The organism is Luteibacter sp. GL_149, assembly GCF_057834065.1.
Map to the genome: position 1 here is coordinate 4,541,056 of NZ_CM174395.1, position 21,098 is coordinate 4,562,153.

General features: G+C 61.6%; 8 protein-coding genes. 7 read left to right on the plus strand and 1 reads right to left on the minus strand.

Annotated elements, in window-relative coordinates; genetic code table 11:
• Positions 1-97 precede the first annotated feature (97 nt).
• Positions 98-1,003 carry an AraC family transcriptional regulator gene (locus tag AC3IR3_RS19990; RefSeq protein WP_489194739.1) on the plus strand — a complete coding sequence of 302 codons (906 nt, stop codon included), beginning with the start codon at positions 98-100 and terminating at the stop codon, positions 1,001-1,003.
• Positions 1,004-1,006: 3 nt separating this feature from the next.
• Here the strand turns inward: AC3IR3_RS19990 and AC3IR3_RS19995 are convergent, their stop codons facing one another.
• Complete coding sequence (locus AC3IR3_RS19995) at positions 1,007-1,393, minus strand: response regulator (protein WP_489194741.1); 387 nt, start codon at positions 1,391-1,393, stop codon at positions 1,007-1,009.
• Between the two features lie 253 nt (positions 1,394-1,646).
• On the opposite strand from AC3IR3_RS19995, the gene AC3IR3_RS20000 reads away from it, so the two are divergent.
• The 6 genes from AC3IR3_RS20000 to AC3IR3_RS20025 all read left to right on the plus strand — a co-directional run bounded on the left by AC3IR3_RS20000 (position 1,647) and on the right by AC3IR3_RS20025 (position 21,097).
• Positions 1,647-4,799 (plus strand): discoidin domain-containing protein, encoded by a 3,153-nt coding sequence (locus AC3IR3_RS20000; RefSeq protein ID WP_489194743.1) that lies wholly within the window; start codon positions 1,647-1,649, stop codon positions 4,797-4,799.
• A gap of 365 nt (positions 4,800-5,164) precedes the next feature.
• On the plus strand, positions 5,165-8,140 hold the full coding sequence (locus AC3IR3_RS20005; RefSeq protein ID WP_489194745.1) for a Tc toxin subunit A: 2,976 nt from the start codon (positions 5,165-5,167) through the stop codon (positions 8,138-8,140).
• Positions 8,137-12,120, plus strand: coding sequence for a Tc toxin subunit A-related protein (locus AC3IR3_RS20010; protein WP_489196981.1), 3,984 nt, complete (start codon positions 8,137-8,139; stop codon positions 12,118-12,120). The genes AC3IR3_RS20005 and AC3IR3_RS20010 overlap by 4 nt, the downstream gene beginning before the upstream one ends.
• Positions 12,121-12,129: 9 nt before the next feature.
• Positions 12,130-16,557 carry a SpvB/TcaC N-terminal domain-containing protein gene (locus tag AC3IR3_RS20015; RefSeq protein ID WP_489194746.1) on the plus strand — a complete coding sequence of 1,476 codons (4,428 nt, stop codon included), beginning with the start codon at positions 12,130-12,132 and terminating at the stop codon, positions 16,555-16,557.
• Between the two features lie 12 nt (positions 16,558-16,569).
• Positions 16,570-19,302, plus strand: a complete 2,733-nt coding sequence (locus AC3IR3_RS20020; protein WP_489194748.1) for an RHS repeat-associated core domain-containing protein — start codon at positions 16,570-16,572, stop codon at positions 19,300-19,302.
• 814 nt (positions 19,303-20,116) lie between these two features.
• The gene (locus tag AC3IR3_RS20025; protein ID WP_489194749.1) at positions 20,117-21,097 is read left to right on the plus strand and encodes an NAD-dependent epimerase/dehydratase family protein; all 981 of its coding nucleotides are present in this window, start codon (positions 20,117-20,119) and stop codon (positions 21,095-21,097) included.
• The last annotated feature ends 1 nt before the right edge of the window (position 21,098 follow it).

Genomic DNA, 21,098 nt, shown 5'->3' on the forward strand with positions numbered 1-21,098 from the left:
CACGATCCTGCAAACGGGAAGATTCCCGGTATGCCACCGTGGCAAACCGGATACGATGGAGCCGGCGAATAAATCGCTCTATAGCGGGTAAATGTGGATGAATCCCCAGTCCGGGCCCTTTCTGGAAATCGCTTCCATCATTGCCCGTTATGCCACGGACGAAACCTATAGCGGCACGGCTATCGACTCGCTTTTCTTCAGCCGTCGTTCGTCGCCGAGCCAGTGCCTGCACGTGGCGCAGTCGCCCTGTTTCGCGCTGGTTGTCCAGGGCCAGAAAAGCATCGCGCTGGGTGCCGAGACCTATCGCTACGGCGTGGGCGATTTCCTGCTGGTGTCGCTCGAACTACCGGTGGTATCGCAGGTAACGCAGGCCAGCGAGGACGAGCCGCATATGGGTCTTGGCATGTCCATCGACAGCAACGCGCTGGCCGACCTGATGAGCCGGATAAGCATCCCGCACCGTGCGCTTGCCGCCACCGACAGACTGGGTGTCGCGGTGAATGTCGCGTCGCCCGGACTGCTGGATGCCACGCTACGACTGCTCCGGCTGCTCGACAGACCGGAAGACATTCCCGCGCTCGCGCCACTGGCGGAGCAGGAGATCCTTTACCACTTACTGACCGGTCCCTGCGGCGCGCAACTGATCCAGATCGCCGTGGCCGACAGTCCGGGCAACCGCATCGCCAGGAGCATCGCGTGGCTTCGCGACCATTTTCGCGAACCGCTGCGGGTGGACGAGCTGGCAGAACACGTGGGCATGAGCGTGTCCTCGCTTCACCACCATTTCAAAGCCGTCACGGCGATGACGCCCATGCAGTATCAGAAGCAGCTCCGGATGCACGAGGCGAGAAGGCTGATGCTTCTGGAAAAGCTCGATGTCGGAACGGCCGGCTATCGCGTGGGCTATCAGAGCACGTCGCAGTTCAGTCGCGAATATGGCCGTCTGTATGGATTGCCGCCGTTACGCGACATCGAGCGCATCCGCGGCCTGGACACACACTGACGCTTACGACGACGCGGCTCGTGCCAAAGCCTGCGCGTCGGCGATCGCATTCAACAGATCGGAAACGTCGAACGGTTTGCGCAGAATGCGCGCGCGTTCGGGAATGAACGCGTGATCCGTATGCCCATCGCTGGTGACCGCCACGATGGCCATATCCGGATGAGCCGAACTGACTTCGGTGGCGAACGAGAACGGCGTGCTGTCGCCGTGCAGATGGCCGTGCGAAATCAGTACGTGGATACGATCGTGGTTGACCATGTGCTGTGCGATGCCGCGGCTCATGGCCTGAAGCGTGCGATAGCCATTGGCCGCCAGCGCTACGGCGATCGACTCGACGATCAGCGGCTCGGGATCCACGATGAGAATCGTTGCCGCGCTGGGTTCGCTCATCTTCTTTCCGTACCTGGCCGTGCCGGCGCAACTTTGCCAAGCATATGACGGAAAGCGGGGGGTGGGGGTGGGTAGTGGGGGCGCATTTCCGGCGAGCGTCCGCCGGACGCTGCCGGCCCCTCGATCGATCGCCGGATTTACGCCCCCACTACCCATTCCCAACCCCCCGCTTCCCGTTTGCCGCAACGCCGCATGTAAACGTTTTCATGCGAGGCTATGATCCGCCCCTTGCCCCTTAAGGACTGGACGTTTCATGCCCTTGCCTTGTCTCCGCGGCGCCCTGCCCGCATCGCTTCGCACCTCGCTTTTCCTGAGTGCGCTCCTGATCGGCTCCCACGCCATGGCCTCGGACAAGGATTTCCCGGCACGGTCCCAATGGCGGGCGTCCAGTTCGTCGCAACAGGTTCCCGCGCTTGCGCCGGAACACGCGATCGATGGCGACCTGACTACCCGCTGGGGCGGTGCCTTCAGCGCGGGACAGTGGTTCCAGGTGGATCTGGGCAAGGTGGCGCCGGTCGGCGGCCTGATCATTCACTGGGACAGCGGCTTCGCAGCGTCGTATGACATCGAAACGTCGACGGACGGTCGCGACTGGCACAAGGCCTATGCCACGACGGATAGCATCGGCGGGACGGAATACCTGTTCTTCCCCGACGTTTCCGCGCGTTATGTGCGCCTGGCCAGCGTGCCGCGCACAGCCGACTGGGGCGTATCGGTTTTCGAATTCGAGCCGCTGGCCGCGAGCGACGCCGCGAAAATTTCCGGCCTTTCGGGCAAGGGCGCACAGGCGGCGCTATGGAGCGCCGGTTCGCCACAAGTCGTTGGCGCGAAGGGAAAGCAGAAGGACACGCGCGAACTGCACGTGACGTTGCCGCGCCCCCTGACCATCGCCGGTCTGGATGTCGCATGGGCGGGACCGCACCGCGACGCACGACTGGAAGCGCGCGACACCGCCGGCATCTGGCACGAACTGGCGTCCGATCCCGGCGCCGTTGGTACGTCGTCGTACCTGGCCGCGCGCGAACCGCTGACCGCGACCGAGCTGCGCCTTACCGTCGGCCAGGTCGACGGTGCGCCACTTTCGGTCCAGCGGCTGACGTTGCTTGCGCCACCGCGCGTCATGACGCCGATGAAGCGATACCAGATCGCCGCCGCACGCGCGCATGCGGAACTCTTCCCGTCGTCGCTGCATATGGAGCAGGTTTACTGGACGGTGGTGGGCGTGCCTGCCGGCATGCAGAAGTCGATCTTCGACGAATACGGCGACATCGAGGCATTCAAAGGCGCGCCGATGGTGCAGGCCGTGTGGCGCGAAGCGTCGGGCCACACAGCGGTGGCAGATGGCAGCGATCGTAAACATGCCCTGCGCGAAGGTTGGATGCCGATGCCGACCGTGGGCTGGATCGCCCAGCCGGGCCTTGCCGTACAAAGCGAATCCTTTGCCGTCGAGCAGAACGGCCAGCCGGTGACGCTGGTTCGCCATCGACTGACGAACACCGGCACGCAACCGGTCGACGGCACGTTGTCGCTCGTCGTGCGGCCGATGCAGGTCAATCCGCCGTGGCAGAACGGCGGTCCGTCGCCGATCCACGACATCGCTATCGAAGGTGGGAACGCCCAGACGGACGTTCGCGTGAACGGTCGTCTGTTGTTCCAGTCGCTGACACCGGCCGACACCCGTGGCGCCGCACCGTTCGGCGCGCATGGCGAATCCGAAATCACGGCGAGCGTGGCGGCAGGCACGCTGCCCGCCGCCACGACGGCGCACGACGACGACGGTCTCGCCGCCGCCGCACTGGGTTATCGCGTGCAACTGGCGCCGGGAGCACACAAGGACATCGTCATTGCGATGCCACTCGGCACCGTGGCCTTCGATCCGAAGGCCACGCGTTTACCCGACGCGCCGGCAATCGACCGCTCGGCGCTGCTCGGCGCAGGCAACGATGCGGGTGCACACTTCGACGTTATCGCGACGCGCGTGGCCGCCGACTGGCAGAAGCGTCTCGGCGGCGTCGGTCTTTCCCTGCCCGATCGTTCGCTGGTCGACATGCTTCGCGCGCAAGGCGCGTACATGCTGATCAACCAGACGGGACCGGCGATGCAGGCCGGCCCGCGCAACTACAACCGGTCCTTCATTCGCGACGGCGCCGCGACGTCGTCGATCCTGCTGCGCCTTGGCGAAACGAAAGCCGCGCGCGATTATCTGCGCTGGTACGCCGACCATGCTGTGCATCCGAATGGCCTGGTCTCACCGATCCTCAACGCGGACGGCACAGTGAACACCGGCTTCGGTTCGGATATCGAGTACGACAGCCAGGGCGAATTCATCAATCTCGTCGCCGACGTGGCGCGGCTCGACGGTGGCGCGTCCACCGTGCGCGACTATCACCGGAAAGTTCGACTGGCGATGCAGTTCATGCAGGAACTGCGCGAGCGCACGCTGGTACCCGGTTACTTGTCCGACCGCCCGGCACCGGAGCGTTTCCACGGCATCATCGCGCCGTCGATCAGCCACGAGGGTTATTCCAGCCCGACGCATAGCTACTGGGACGACTACTGGGCATTGAAGGGTTGGCACGACGGCATCTGGCTGGCCGACCAATGGGGCGATAAGGAGATGGCGACCTGGGCACGCGGGCAGTACGCCGCGCTGCGCGAATCGGTCGCCGCATCCATCCGCGCGACCATGGCGTGGAAGGGATCGGACTTCATCCCGTCCGCCGCGGATCTTGGCGACGGCGATCCGACCGGCGTGTCGATCGCCCTCGATCCCACGGGACAACAGGATCTGCTGCCCGCGGATGCGCTGGAACGTACGTTCACGCGCTATCTCGACGATGTCCGCGCGCGCGAAAAACCCGATTCGCTTTATGCGTACACGCCGTACGAGATGCGCAACATCCTTACCTACGTCCATCTCAACCGGCCGAAGGATGCAAACGAACTCTTCGACAACCTGATGCGCGACCGTCGTCCGCTGGAGTGGCAGGAATTCGCGGAAGTGGTTCATTCGCGACTTCGCCATCCGGGCTATCTGGGCGACATGCCGCATACATGGATTGGCTCCGAATACGCCCGCGCGCTGTTCGGCATGCTGATGCGCGAGGCCGACGACGGACTGTATCTGCTGCCCGGCGCGTCGACGGCCTGGCTCTGGGGCGAAGGCATCGATATCCGCAAGCTGCCGACCGCGTACGGCATGCTGACGATGACCGCGCAGCAGCAGGACAAAACGCTGCGCATGACGCTGGGCGACGGACTGCACAAGAACACCGCCGTGAGGGTGTTCTGGCCGAACCGGCAAAGACCGGCAGCCGTTGTCATCGATGGCAAGCCGGTGACGACTTTCGATGCGAATGGTGTTGTGTTGGCAAAGCCGTTCCGCAAACTCGAAGCCACCTGGTAGCTTGATCGCGATAGCCGCTCGCGAGAACGCGCATCGCCGTTCTCGCCCTGGTTGCATTCCCGCGGTACCCGGGGCGTCGTCGCCCCTACAACCAACGACATATTGTTCAACCCTCGCGCCGATAGTGGAATGGTAGGCGAGATGGTCCACACGCATGCGGACCATCTCGCCTACCGCAGCTCCATTTCATCCCGTGATGTATTCGCGGGCAGGTGTCGTGTTGCACGCGAGATACAGTCATGCCACGAAACAACGTACCCCCGTCGGACCAGGGACCGGCATTCTGCAGCACATCGACGCAGCGGCCGGTACGACAGTCGAAGCGGCACCAGAGGCTGGCATCTTCCGGAAGCGTCGACGGCCTCGTGCGGCTGCGCGAACAGCTCGAAGCAACCGGCATCGCCTCCGTGTTCGACATTACGAACAAAACCCGAGCGGCATTTGTCGCGCAGTATGGATCGGCTCTGCAAGATGAAGCCACGGTGGCCGCGCTTTACAGCGCCGCGACGCAACGCGCCGCCGCCCTCACGCGCTTTCATATCCGCCGTCTCGCACACGGCGAACCGGCCATGTTGGCGTTGCGCAAGTTCGATGCACCAAGCGACGAGGCATGGATCAAGCGTGTCCTTGGTCAGGATTACGGGGACTGGTTCCCCAAGCGAGACGACATCTATGCCCCCCCGGATTCCGTCGCATCGCTTTTTTCTCCCGCGGCCTATCTGACCTTTCTCTACAAGACCGCACTGCCGCTGCATGCGTCCAATAACGCATACCATCTCTTCAAGCGTCGCCCCGACCTTGCGGGCCTGACATTGACGCAGACACACCTGACAGAAGAACTCCCGACGCTCGATCTTGTGCTGGAAGTCTTGCGGAAGGGTCTGGGATCGACCTCGTCGCAGGATGCACTCACCGGCAAGGTCTATCCATCCACCCTGCCCTATAACCATAACGCCGTTATCATCAGCGAGGCTATTCGCGCCAGCGGGACCAGCCTGCCGGAAGTATGGGCGCGTCTGGAGGATTTCCGTCGCGAGGCATTCGATCCGGTTGGCACATGGACTGGGCGACATATGCCAGCGCTTCAGCAAGAGCGCCTCGGCCTTGGGCCAGAGCAGTACGAGATTCTCGTAAGCCCCGCCTTCGATGCCGCCACGCTCGCATCGTATTACGGTCAGACCGCACCATTGACGTTGAACAATGTCAGTGAACTCACCGCGTCGACGGGGCTGAGCGAAGCGGAGGCGCATGAGCTTGTTGCTTCTTATAGCACTAACAGGGCATCGCCCTTCGATGTGTCATTTATCTATCCCTTTATCGGCCAGACCATACTGGCCGGAAACTGGGCCCATATTCAGAACATTAGAATTCAATACAGCTCAGTTAATACTGGAACGCGTTTTGAAGCGTGGGCAACGACCGCCGGCACTCGCTATTTGACCGTCGGCCTGGAAATTAATGGCGAATCGATGGGCGTTCACCTTGCGCAGATTATGAGCCTTAACGAAACACCTAAGACAGTGCTATGTAGCTTTCCCGCCCCGTCGTTACCCATTGAAACACTCCGGTTTGCCACCTTTCGTTTCTGGGTATCCGAGACCCAGGCACCCAGTCCACCGGAAATAGTTTCTGCCGGCCCACGCCTCTATGGATCTATATATATCAACGGATGGGAAGGAAATACCTTGCCACCTATCGGAATTTATATTGGCAAACCTCCGACGGAGGATGGCAAACTTGTCAATACAGACAATCGGACCTTCGACCGCATTCAACGCATGCTCCGCCTGTGGCGCGCATGCGGCCTCAGCTTCGAAGAGATCGACTGGATCACGGTGCAGGCCGGGCAAGGTACGGCCGATGAACTGAATGCGACCTTGTCCGCGCTCGCACCATACATGCCACTTCGCGATCGCTACGGTCTATCGGTCAATGTGTATGGCGCCTTTATCGGTATTCTCAATCCCAATCGCCGGCCCGATCAGTCCTCCTTCGTCGAACAGGTTTTCGGAACCGGTCCGTTCCCTGAAAACGAGATTACATTTGATCCGTATATTGATAGTCCTGACGGTATCCGCGCACGCCTATGCGGCGGCCTTCGTATCGACGACCGTCTTTTATGCCACCTCGCCACGTTGATTGCGAAGGTCCAGGTAAGCCCACCCCCGGAAGAAGGCACGCCGGCGACACTTTTCCTGGTACCGGAGGTTATCGCCGCGTTCTATCGTCTGGTGGAAATACCGCGCGTGTTCGGGCTTACACCCGACGAAGGCCTCGCGCTCTGGACTCGCATGGATGCCGTCGACGGTGGCACCGCTGGGCCCATGTCCATCGTGAATCAGGTTGCGGGAAAGTTAGACTTGCCTGTGCGCATTCCCGCCATTATCGAGCGTACGCAACACATCGTCGACTGGATGGCGGAACAGAAGGACACACGAAAGCTCAACGTCGCCACGCTCGAATTCATGACGACGCGCACCTATCGAACCACCGCCACCGAAGAATTGCTGTCATTCGTGAAGAATGCACGCGACGCGGTCAACGCCACCGACGACGCGACGATCGTCGATCAGTTATGCCGCCACCTGGCAAGCCAGTTCGGCCTGAAGCATACCGTGATGACTGCCACGGTCACGTGGATGGACAGCGTGATAGAGACAATGAATCCGGCCATGAAAGGTTTCGACATCCTGGCGTTCTGGGCCGCCATCAAGGGAATCGCAATACCTGTCGACATGGGCAATCTTGAGCTAGAGGAAAAGACGATCGTCTACTGTCAGATGCTCAATCAGTTCACCCTGATATGCCATTGGTCCGTTCTGACGGAACAGGATGTCGATCTTCTTATGCCGGCCGCACCCAGCTCCGAGACATCTCCTCTCCTTGGCAAAATATCGCGATTACCCACGCTGGAACTCCTGCTCTGGCTTTCCCGCTACGTCGCATGGATCGAACGCTTCGCCGGGGAGAAGCAAGCCGAAGCCCGGCGCTATCTGATTCGCGCAAGCACAGATGCCATCGCCGTGGGTGATCTGCGCATCGCCGAGATGTGCGAGTTGCACGACTGGGACCCGACGACGACACAACAGGCCATGGAATGCCTGTTCGGCAAGGACGTCTATCCCACGTCGTTTGTCCAGCATTACCAGCTCGTCGTCTGGATGGACGAAGTGCAGCATCTTCACCTCGCGCCCGGCGACGTCAACGATCTGAAGAAACTGCGCGCCGCCACGAGCACCGCAGCGGCGGCGCTACGTACCAAATTGGCACCCAGGGTACTCGCTGCGGCGCATTCGTTGTCCGCCATAGCAAACTCCACCCCTGCACGGAGCATGGCATGAACGTCACGCTGAACCAGACGCTCGACGAACGCGAACGGGATGCGCTGGTCGCCTACTACATTCGTTACGCGCCCACGGGTTTGGCCGTTGGCACACTGCGCACGACCAACGATCTTTACGAGTACTTGCTTCTCGACGCCATGGTCTCGGGCAAAGTCAGAACAAGTCGCATCGCCGAAGCAATTTCGAGTGTTCAGCTCTATCTGCACCGGTGTCGCGAAGGCTTGGAACCCGGCGTCGATGCAGCCGTTCTCGAACAGCTTTCCGGTACCAACACGTTCTATTCCTACTGGGACGCATACTACAAACGCTATGGTACATGGGCCGGCCTGCAGCGGCTTTTACGCTACCCGGCAAGCTATCTCGATCCGGAGCTTCGCTATGGGAAGACCACGCCCTTCCTCAACCTAGAACAGTCGATCAACGAAGGAAGGCTGACCGAGGAGCGTGCCGAGGCGGCCATCGCGACCTATGTCGGCGAACTGGGCGACATCTTCGAGATGACGGTGGTCAACGGCTTTATGGAAGAAGCCGATCCGGCGACATCGCCGATGCTTTTCCTTGCGCGTAACAACGATGAAACGCCACGTTATTACTGGCGACGGGCCGAAGGTGTTGTCGTTGTCGGCACCCTAAATACAGGCGTGTGGGGGCAATGGATGCCGGTAGATGCCGGCATTCCTCCCGTCGCGGACCTTGCTGGCGACCCCAATATCGTCCTGTTCAAGGAGAGGCTCTACGTTATATGGCTCGCGCGCGTCATGGACGAAATGAAAACCACCGGCACCAGTCCGAACCTGGCTCCCAATCCGCAGTACCGGCTTGAACTCAACGTCGCTCGGCTTGGCTCGGGTGGACACTGGCGTGTGCGGCGCAACGAATTTACGTACGACCTGGGCAGCGTAAGAGATATCTATGTTGCCCCCGTCTTAAGAACGGATGCGCACCCCCGATTGACCGTGCTGGTCAATGGGCCCGAGGCATGGACCAAAGCGTATGAGATCGATGAAATTACGTGGGTAGCCACTGGGACAGATCTTGGCCCATATAACGTGAGTTATGGCAAATCCATGCGACGCAGTCTTGTTTACACCGTAGGCGATCTTACCATCGTGCCTACGGACGAAAATTTTTCGTTTCCGACACGACTTACCGTGCACCACCTTAGTCTTGTCGAAAAAGGCAGCGGAAAGACTGACTTCAATTTCACAATGAGTTATTACTCACAAGTAAGTGGCTTCAAATTTTCCGTCTTTGCAGATGCAAAAAATGGAAATCCCACCGAGATCGCCACCATCACTGCTCCTGCCGGTGACTACCCGTGGACGGCCGCATTCGTGGGTACACCCGCCGATATCGGAGCGAAAAATATCCAGCTTCGCTATCGTATTGAGGGAAGTGGTTCTAATGGCTTCGCAGTCTACGACGTAGTTCCGAGAATTATCGTTTCCGGAGGCTTGACCGAGTCAAACAGCTCGCCGTGCAGAATCCTTGACAACTATGGAGTTCAAAGCCTGGATGTCAATGGAGTTTACGTTGCGACACTTACCTCGCTTGCCGGCCCTCTCTTCGAACGCCGCATCGGTGCGTCTGTCGACGCACTGCTCAGCTATAGCACGCAAAGGGAGGGGATCGAGCCCCTATTTGCTTCGCCGCCGTACGATTCGCCGATCAGGTTCACCGGAGCAAACGGCCTCTACATGCTGGAGCTGTTCTTCCACGTGCCCTGGCTGATTGCCTGTCGCCTGCTGGCCGAGCAACGTTTCGATGAAGCCGAACGATGGATGCGCTTCATCTTTTCACCCTCCGGCTATGTCAACGTCCTTGGCCAGCCCGAGATGGTCGATGGCAAACCCCGTTACTGGAATGTCGTCCCGCTTCAGCGAGACGCCGCATGGGGACCCGAGCTGGGTGTCATTACCGACGACCCGGACATCGTGGCCGCGAACGACCCGATGCATTACAAGCTCGCGGTGTATCTGCGCTGGCTTAGCATGCTTCAGGAACGCGGCGACATGGCCTATCGCCAGCAGACCCGCGACACGCTGACCGAGGCAAAGATGTGGTACATGCATGCGTTGCAGCTTCTCGGTCCGCGGCCCTATTTTCATGTCGAACTCGGCGAGTTCTGGACGAATCCGTTATTGGGCGATGCGGCCGCGACAGGCAATGCCGCGCTTGCCGTGCTGGACACCGACACCCGAGCGCACGATCTCGTATTCGTCTCGGGAAACCCGGCTGAGATCCCCATGACGAACAGCCCGTTCCTGCCGCCGGTCGACGATGCCGTCCTGACTTGGTGGGATCGTTTCGAGCTACGGCTATACAACCTGCGCAACAACTTATCGCTCGACGGGTTGCCGTTGATGCTGCCGCTCTACGAAACACCGGTATCGCCACGCGAACTGCAAAACCGCCGACTGGCCGGCGACAATTCGGGCGGCGCGGGAAGCGGCGGTAGCCTTCTGCAGTCCATGCGTTTCCCTTTGATGCTGGAACGCGCACGGAACGCTGTGCAACAGCTGATACAGTTCGGCACCACGCTGCAGGGCATTCTTGAACGACGCGATGCCGACGCGCTGAGCGTCCTTCAACAGACCCATCAGACCGCGCTTCTCAACATCACGCGCGAAGTACAACAGCACAATATCGACATGCTGACGCACAGCGAACGCGCAACGACGGAAACCCGCGCTTCCGCGCAAGCGCGACAGCGTCATTATGCCGCACTCTACGACGAACACATCTCGCGCAACGAACAGCGTGTGATGGATTTGCGCTCGGAGTCGTCGGAATGGCGCACCCGCGCAGGCGTTACGACGTTGGCCGGTGCAGCGCTGGATATGGCCCCTAACTCGTTCATCGCCGGCATGGCCTGTGGCGTGGGCGGCATGAACTGGGGCGCGATCGTTCGGGCAACAGGACAAGGCTTCGAGCTGGCGGCCCAGATTAAGGACAGCGAAGCCACTCAACTCGATACGTCCGAAATCTATCGCCGTCGTCGCGAGGATTGGCGACTGCAACGCGACCAGGCCACCTCGGAAATCGCGCAGCTCGATGCGCAACTCGACGCATTACGCTCGCAGATCGCCATGGCAGGCCGGCAGGCCGATCAAAACGATATGGAGCTGGGTTTCGCCCAAGCGGTACTCGATACGCTCAGCACACGCTTCACCGGAGAAACGCTGTTCCGCTGGCTTGGCAGCCGCATGGCGACGCTGTACTACCAACTTTACGACGCCGCGGCGGGGCTCTGCGCATATGCGCAGGCGAGCTATCAGTTCGAATCGGGCAACACGACCCCGCTCCTGCTTACCGGTGCATGGAACGATGTGTATCAGGGACTCATGGCGGGCGAGACGCTTATGCTGGGTTTGCAGCGGTTGGAGAACGCGCACATCGAGTGGAACCTGCGACAGCAGGAGGTCGAACGGACGGTGTCGCTCGACGGCGGGACGGAAGGGGCCACATCGCTGGCCGCGCTGATTTCCGCGGGCCTCATTGGGTCGACTGGCACATCAGGCATCGTGACGGTCACGCCAGCACCGGACACCACATCTCTCAACGTCTCCTTCGAACTGACGAAGCTCTCTATCGATTCGGACTATCCCGACACCGGCAAGCGTACGATCAAGTCGGTCAGCGTGTCGATTCCAGCGGTCACCGGACCGTACGAAGACATCCGGGCATCGCTTGCCTACACCGGCGGATACGCACCAAAGCTTCCGCCCGGCTGCGACCGGGTGAAACTCTCCCACGGCCTGGTCGACAGCGGCCTTTTCGTGAGCGACCCGGGAGATGTGAAGTATCTTCCTTTCGAAGGCATTCCGATCGCTGATACCGGAACGTTCACCCTCACTTTCCCGGATGCGAGAACGGATTCGAAGCGTTCGCAGAAGGCGATGCTTCTAAGCATTACCGACATCATTTTCCACGTGCGCTACACCATCCATCCCGGTGCTTCCAGCAGAACGCCGTGAGGTCTCATCGTGAATAACCGATCGGTACCGCTGACTGCCGCGCCGTCGCTACCCAAAGCGGGCGGTGCCATGCCCAGCGTGGGCACGACATGGACCTCCGTCGGAGGAACCGGCGGCGTCTCGATCGGAATACCGCTACCCGTGTCGCCCTGCCGCACTAGTACGCCGGCGTTGTCTCTGTCCTATGGCACGAGTCTCGGCAACGGTCTCTTCGGCATGGGCTGGACCATCGGTATTCCGGCAATCCGTCGCCGAACGACGCACGGTATTCCGAAGTACGACGACAAGGACGTTTTCGTCGCTCCCGACGATCAGTGGCTTGTTCCGGGCGAGAGCCACGTGACCGACACCTATGGAAGTGTCTCGCTTCCCACGACATACGACGTCCGCCGCTTCCGGCAACGCGTCGCGTCATCGTGCGACCTTATCGAGCAATGGACGCCGAAGGCCACGTCGGGGCCGGCATTCTGGCTCGTCCACGAAACCAGCGGTATGTTGCATCTTTTCGGCGGACATCCGGATGCCATTCTGTGCGATCCGGACATGCCGGCCCATATTGCGGAGTGGCGTCTGCGCGAGTCGGTAACGCCTTCGGGCGAACACACGATCTACGACTATATTGCCGAGGACGGCTTCGGCGTGCCTGCCGAAGAGAGCCTGCGCGACAAACGGGCCGCGCGGTATCCATGCCGCGTACGCTACGGCAACGAAATGGGGGACGATGTTCCCTACGGACTGCTCGGCGCCGACGTGGCCGACTCGAAGTACTTCTATTTCGAATTGATTTTCGACTATGGCCAGCGTGGCGACGATCCGGAAACCATGCCGGGCTATGAGCCCACGCTGGCATGGACACCGCGACCCGATCGCTTCTGCGATTTCTCGTACGGCTTCGAACACCGGACACTGCGCTTGTGCAAACAGGCGCTGATGTTTCATCGGGTGGACAGTGCGACATCGGCCGCCGTACTGACGCGCCGCACGCTGTTTGAATACGATACGTCGTCACAGGTGAGCCGCCTGACGGGCGCACGTTTCATGGCTTACCGCGGCAACGCCGCATCCACTCGCAGGGAAACGCCGCCGGTCGACTTCGCGTGGACGGATTTCGATGCGACCCGCTGGACCTATGCGTCCTTGCCGCGATTTCCCGGGCTCGACGACGGAGTCCGCGCACAGCTGGTGGATCTTTACGGCGAAGGCATTCCAGGCATCCTTCACCGCGACGACTCGGGCTGGGTGTATCGCGAACCGCGGCGCAATCCCGATACGCCCGACGGGGTGTCATACGGTCAACCCGTGCCGTTACCACGCATACCGGCCATTCGTGGCGAAGATGGCGTGCGAGAGCAAAGGCGGGGTTTCGCACGCGAGGACAGGCATGCCATGCCGACGCGGCGGATGCTCGTCGACCTCACTGGCGACGGCAAACTCGACTGGCTCGTCGCGGACCCCGAACTGCGTGGCTATTACACACTGGATGCCACGCGAATCTGGTCCACTTTTACGCCGTTCAGGGCGTTTCCCGAAGAGTTCCTGCACTCGCAGGCCCAATGGGCCGACCTTGCCGGCGCGGGCCTCATGGATCTCGCACTGATCGGACCGTCAAGCGTTCGCGTCTACCCGTCTCTTCGCGAAGCTGGCTATGGGACCGCAACAAACGTGGCGCATGCTGGCGATCCCTTGCCCGTCACGGGGAGTACGAACGCGATCGTCGCTTTCGCCGATCCGCTGGGCAGCGGCCAGCAACATCTGCTGCGCATCGGCGCCAACGGGGCGGTCGTCTGCTGGCCCAATCTCGGGCACGGACGGTTCGGCAACACCGCACTGCCACTGGGCATGCTCGATCTTCGGGGTATGCTCGATCCCGCCCGTATTTTTCTGGCGGACCTCGACGGCTCGGGTCCCGTGGATGTGCTGTACGCCACGAGCGAGTACTTGCTTGTATTCCGGAATCGTTCGGGACACGGGTTCGAAGCGGCCGTCGAATGGCCATGGCCCGAAGGGCTGTACTACGACGAGACCTGGACCATCAGCTTCGCCGATGCGGCGGGTATCGGCTGCGCAAGCATGCTGCTGACCACGCCGCACGGATCGGACGGCACGCGGGTTCCCCGGCACTGGCGACTGGACTTCGCGACGAAGAAGCCGCATCTGATCGAATGGTGCAATAACAACCGCGGCTGCGAGACAACCGTTGCCTACCGCAGTTCCGCGCAAGAATGGCTCGACGAAAAAGCCGCTCTCCCGGCGGGACAGAGGCCCGTGTCGCATCTGCCCTTCCCTGTTCATGTCGTGAAGCACATGACGCGACACGACGAGATCGGGCGGCACACAACGAGAACGACACATACCTGGCGTGGCGGTTATTACGACGGTCAGGAGAAGCAGTTTCGCGGATTCGCCATGCATACGCTGGTTGACGAAGGCGCACCCGATGGCCGCGATGCCAACGATTCCTCGGCACCCGGCATTCTTACGAAGAGCTGGTACTACGTGGGCCATCCCGATATCGACACGGCACGCACGGGATTTTATGCGTCGGACGATAAGGCCGTGGGCGTTCAACCGCCGCTGTTTACGACGTGGAACAAGGTCGCGCAGCTCGATGTCCCGCGAAACAATCTGCCCGAGACCGACAGGATGGAACTCTGGCGCGCGTTGGCCGGCTCCGTTCGCCGTACAGAAGTTTTCGGCATGGACAATCGCGCCATCGCCGTCCATCCCTATTCGGTAACCGAGGCTCGTCCGCATCTGCGGCAAGTCGAAGCGCCCAACGACACTCACCCCTATGGATCTTGCCTGCTCATGGAGGCGGAGCAGTTGAGCTATTCCTATGAACGATTGCCGGCCGATCCCCGTCGTACGCATTCGCTCAGTCTCGTCCGGGACGAATACGGCAACACGCTGCAAAGCGTGACGGTGTCCGGCGCACGGCGCGATATCGCCTCGCCGCCCTATGCCGACGGACACGAATCCACGTGGTGGAAATCGTCCATCGACGAGCAGCAGGCCATGCACTATGTATCCGAGACACTAGCGAATCCGTGGTACCTGATCCAACCCGATGCGTGGCGGCCCGGTGTATCTGGCGACGTGCGCGTGAATGCCCTTGCCATCGCACGCGACGATCTCGACGAAGCCGACATTTGTGTCGAACGGTTCGTCGCCGTGGATAGTCCGATAGCGACGACGGACCGGAAGCTCGTTTCATTGACGCACGCGGTGTACGACGAGAGCGACGTTTCCGCATCGCCATCCTTCCATGGCCTTCCGACATCGATCATGTCGGCGGCCATCGACGAGCGGGCCATCTCCGAATACGAATCCGTACTTTCCTCATCGGAACTACAGAGCCATCTCAACCGGGGCGGTTACACGCCGATGCAATCGCCGCTACTGAATCCCGGCGAGGTGATATGGGGCACGACGACCAATATCACCGTTTACGCAGGCGTCGATGCGTTTTATCGCGCCGTGAGCATTGCCACCTCGAAAAGCGTCGGGGCAACGACATTCACGTATGAACGGCTTGGACTGTTTCCCGAACGCGTGGAGGGACCCGATAAGCTCGCCACGACCGCGGTGTACGACTATCTCAACCTTCAGCCTCACCGAATCGTCAACGCCCACAGGAATACGCACGAAGTGGCGCTCGATCCGTTCGGTCGCGTTTACGCCACGACGTTCCATGGCACAGAAGTGTCGGAGAACGACACCGAGATACAAGTCGGGTTTTCTTCGTTCTCGTCCGGATGGCCAGTCATTTCCGCATCGCCCGCGGAGGGTATCGACCAACCCGGCGATACATTGACCGTTTACGCTACCGCGCATCTGTACGACGAGAACGCATGGATGGGACGACTCAGCGACAACGCAGGGGCATGGACTCCCGAACTTCGCGCCACATGGCTGGCTGCGCGGTGGATCACCGCCGAGGGATGCATTCGCGCGCACGGGCGTCGCGCGGACCGGGACAAACCCGAGCCAGAGCGGGTGTTCGACGCGTTTCCTCGTCTGCCGATCCATACCGTCAGTCTCCAGTCCGATTGCTACGACGCGATGAATCCGGCACGCAACATCCAGATATCGGTGGCTTTCGTCGACGGCTTTGGGCGGTCCCTGCAAACAGCCCGATTGGTTCCTCCCGCAGAAGGCGTCCCTCCCGGTCAGCGATGGGCAGTCCCTGAAAGGGTCCGGTGGCATGACCGCGGCTTTCCCGTGCGCGTATACCGACCGCATTTCGCGGATACGTGGCACTACGTAGCCGATCCTTCGGGCGATGGAACGATAGCTTTCGAGTCGCTGTTCTATGACGCCACGGGTCGACAGATATCGTCTATAAATGCGAAGGGCGGCGTCCGGCGCTCACGCTTCTACGCCTGGTATAGCGTTGCAGAGGACGAGATCCAGTCCACCACGACGCCGACACCCTGAGGGGGTTCCGTTATGTCGGACATCATTTCCAGTCCAGTCGTTGTCGCCGTCGATCCGCGCGGGTTGCCCGTCCGCACGGTGCGTTATTACCGACGAGTGGCGACGGACGGGACCGTGGAACGAGTGGAGCGCACGCGGTATGACGCCGATGGCCGTGTCGTCGCGCAATACGACGCCCGTTCCGTCGATCGCAACGTGCCGGTGCGTAGGTCGTCCGGCGCCTTGGGCGCGCCGTTTGCGTGGAGCGCCGACGCCGGCGATGCCTGGCAGCTCGTCGCCGATACCGGTGCGCCGCTGTGGTCGCGAGACGCGAACGGGGTCTGGCAGACGACAACATACGACCCGGCGGGGAGACCCGTACGGCACGATGAAGACACCGGTACCGCTTCGCGCTGTCTTGCCCTCACCACTTACGGCACCGCCGAGGCGTGGCCGGCCAATCTCGCCGGTATACCGGTGCTGGCGTTCGACGCCGCCGGTCGCCGTGAAACGACGCGTGTCGCGCTCACCGGACAGGTCCAGGCATCCCGTCTCGAACTGCTCGCCGGCGATACCGATCCGGACTGGCCGGATACCGACGCGCTGGAAGCTCCGGCGATCACCCTTGCCACCTACGACGCGCTCGGTGCGCTGCTGACCCAGACCGACGCGGCCGGGCATACGCAAGAGGTCGTGCGTGGTGTGGCCGGGGCCCCGGTGCGTACCGGCGTGATGCTGGCCGGAAGCTCCCGCATCCCGCTGGCGACGGCCCTGCACTACGGCCCGTCGGGCGAGTTGATCGGGCAGTCCACCGCCAATGGGGTCACCCGGACCTGGACGTACGACCCGGACGACGGACGCCTGCGGCGCACGGCGACGCTGCGCGATACGACACCGTTGCAACGCCTTGAGTACCGCTACGACCCGGTCGGCAACATCCTGGCGATCAGCGATACCGCATCGCCCCTCGTCTTCCATCGCAACGCGAGGATCGAAGCGACCCGCACGTTCGCCTACGACGCCTTCCACCAGCTGATCGAAGCGACCGGGCGCGAGCATGCCTCCGCGGGATACGGCCCGGACCTTCCCGATGTGCTGCCGGTCGTTGGCGATCCCGCCTCCCTGCGCGCCTATACCCGCGCGTACGCATACGATGCGGGTGGCAACCCGACGAACCTCGGCACGCAGGCGATGACGATCGCGCCCTTGTCCAATCGCGCGCTCCCCGCCAGCGTCACCACGGACCCGGCGAAGGTCGACGGCTTCTTCGACGCGAGCGGCAACGCCCATCAGCTTTATCCCGGCGGGGCGACACTGGTGTGGGATGGCCGCCATCGCCTGCGCGAGGTGGCCACCATCGTGCGCGCGGCACGGGAGAACGATCGCGAACTGTACCTGTACGATGGCGGCGGTCAACGCGTGCGCAAGCGCTGGCGGCACGATGTGGCGGGCACGATGCGTATCGCCGAGACCTGCTATCTGGGCACGCTCGAACGCCACCATGACGACGTCACCCATACGCATCGCGACGTGATCACCGTGGCGCTTGGCGGCGACGCCGTGCGCATCATCGTCAAAGCCGATGGCAGTACCACCACCCGTTACGCCGTGACCGATCATCTGGGCTCCACGGCGATGGAGCTGGACGAGACCGGCCAGCTGGCCTCGTGCGAGGAGTACTACCCCTTCGGCGGTACCGCATGGCAAGCGGCAAGCTCGCAGCTGGAAGCGGACTGGCGCACGGTGCGCTACTCGGGCAAGGAACGCGACGCGACCGGGCTCTACTACTACGGCTTCCGCTACTACGCCCCGTGGCTCGCCCGTTGGATCAACCCCGACCCGGCCGGCGATGTCGACGGGTTAAATCTGTACCGCATGGTCAGGAACAATCCCATAGGCATGTTCGACACGAATGGATCGGTAGGGCGCGAAGCGAACGGCGGGATGACGATTTCCGAGTTGGATATGCTCGTCGATGCCGCCGCGAACGAGCATTTGAGCAGAAGGCTTGTAGGTCCCATAACTGCCCTGTACCCCTCTGCGATTGATAGGCCGTCGGCTAACCTCTTCTCGGCGGCACCTCCCGCAGCAAGTGGAGGCGCGGACCCCGTCGCTGTACTGATGAATATCATGAATGCCACGGGATACAGAGCCCCTTCAAGGGGCGCGGCGAGTGTCTTGCCATCGGTGGCACATGCAGCAAGCGGATGGCGGAACAGTCCTGAAACGTCTCCGTCGGAAACATCGCGAAGCGAGTCGCCGTCCGACGATAGCCACGTTTCGGACGCGAGCGGAGCCCGTCTTATCGAGAGGACATTGGGAGGAAAGGTGTATCGCCTTTCAAAACGGTTCCCCGGTGCTGATGGCATGACCCATTTCGATCATTCGAAGGACTTCACTTCGGTTCCAAACATGATAAGTGACGGCAATGCTCTCATCGTGTCCGGCGACCCGCGATCCGCTCGGCGCTTTGCGGTTCGCGACAGAAACTATCGAATGTATGAGATCGATGCGACTCATATTTCAGGTGTGTCTCTGAACGAAAATTTTGAGAACAACAAGGAAGAATTAATGCGGCATCTCGGCATTGAACCGCATGAGGAGCCTGCGACACTCGACGAGCTCGACGCCTTCGTTGGCGGGGCTGCCGCCATGAACGAAATTCACATCAGGCACGAGGACATCGAGCCTCACATGATTACTCTTGTCGAGAGAAATGTGAGGTCTCCATCGCCGACGGGTGCCTGGAGGACATACCTGGCATGAACGTCTACGGCGCCGCGCGCTTCCGATCAGCCTGCCAGGCCAAGCGGCAAGCTCGCAGCTGGAAGCGGACTGGCGCACGGTGCGCTACTCGGGCAAGGAACGCGACGCGACCGGGCTCTACTACTACGGCTTCCGCTACTACGCCCCGATACAACGGCGTCCGGATCGCAGACGAACCGGATTAACGTGGAGAGAACGAATCGACGATCTGCACGGCATGGTCGGTGCGGTCCACAGCGAAATGGCCGGCGAGTTCAGTCAACGCATGTTGACGACTGCGGTAGTCGAGACATCGACATGGGGTGGTGCGCGGCGCCGTGTGTTTGCCGGAGGTGGACGTGATCTCGACTGGCAACAAGTTTTCATGATTTCAGACGCTGGCGGCATACCGGTAACTGGTGGCGGCCATATGCATGCGGAAATAAGAGCGCTGAATTTCGTCGCGGCCGGCGCTATGGAGCCTCGTCTCGTTGCCGCCTCAAGACCTATTTGCCCGGACTGCCGGAGAGAGACCGCGCACGGGGAGGTACGATCGTTACGCCTGTGGCCGCACTCTGGCAACCAGGGACGCGTTCTCAAGCAGGTGGGCGGCAACGGCTTCTCTCGGGCTGGCCGTTGTGGAGTTTCTATCGAAATAGCCCACATCCCCGCCTTACGCCTCGGCATCGTGGGCAGAACCGGAGTATGCCGTAGTGGTGCACGCATACATCGCGAAATACGATGAGCGAAGCCGAACCGATCCACATCGGTCCCAGACGTGCAACGACGACCCGTACCCGTTAACGTTACGATCTTTATGTGCATACACACGACCATGAAGATCCTCGTTACCGGTAGCGCCGGCCATCTTGGCGAAGCACTCGTACGCACATTGCGCGACCGCGGCGACGATGTCGTCGGTGTCGACCTGCTCGCCTCGCCATTCACCACGCATGTCGGCTCGATCGTCGACCGGACGTTCGTACGCGATCGCATGGCGGGCGTGGACGCCGTACTTCATGCGGCCACGCTGCATAAGCCGCACGTGGCGACGCACGGCACCCAGGACTTCATCGACACCAACATCACCGGCACGCTGAATCTTCTGGAGGAAGCCGTTGCCGCCGGCGTGCGCTCGTTCGTCTACACCAGTACCACCAGCGTCTTCGGCGATGCGCTCGTCCCGCCCGTGGGCGAGCCGGCCGCATGGATCACCGAAGAGGTGGTGCCCGTTCCCAAGAACATCTATGGCGTAACGAAATCGGCGGCGGAAGATCTCTGCCAGTTGATGCACCGGAACAAGCATCTGTCCTGCATCGTGCTGCGCACGTCGCGTTTCTTCCCTGAAGAGGACGACAGCAAAGCGGCGCGCGAGGCCTATACCGATGCGAACACGAAGGCGAACGAGTTCCTGCATCGCCGTGTGGATATCGAAGATGTCGTCGGCGCGCACCTGTGTGCGATCGAGCGAGCGCCCGCGCTTGGCTTCGGCCGTTACATCGTCAGCGCGACGACGCCGTTCCTTCCCGAAGACATGCCCTTGCTGCGAACGGACACGCCCGCTGCCCTGCGCCTGCGCGTGCCGGGCTTCGACGCCGCATACGCGGCGCTGGGATGGCGCATGGCGCCGCATCTGGATCGCGTGTACGTCAACGAGCGCGCACGGCGCGAACTCGGCTGGCAGCCGCGCCACGACTTCGCCGGCGTTATCGACCGGCTGCGGAAAGGCGGCGAGCTGACCAGCGACCTTGCCCGCGCGGTCGGCGTGAAGGGTTATCACGCCGGGACCTTCGAGGAAGGCCCGTACCCCGTCTAGC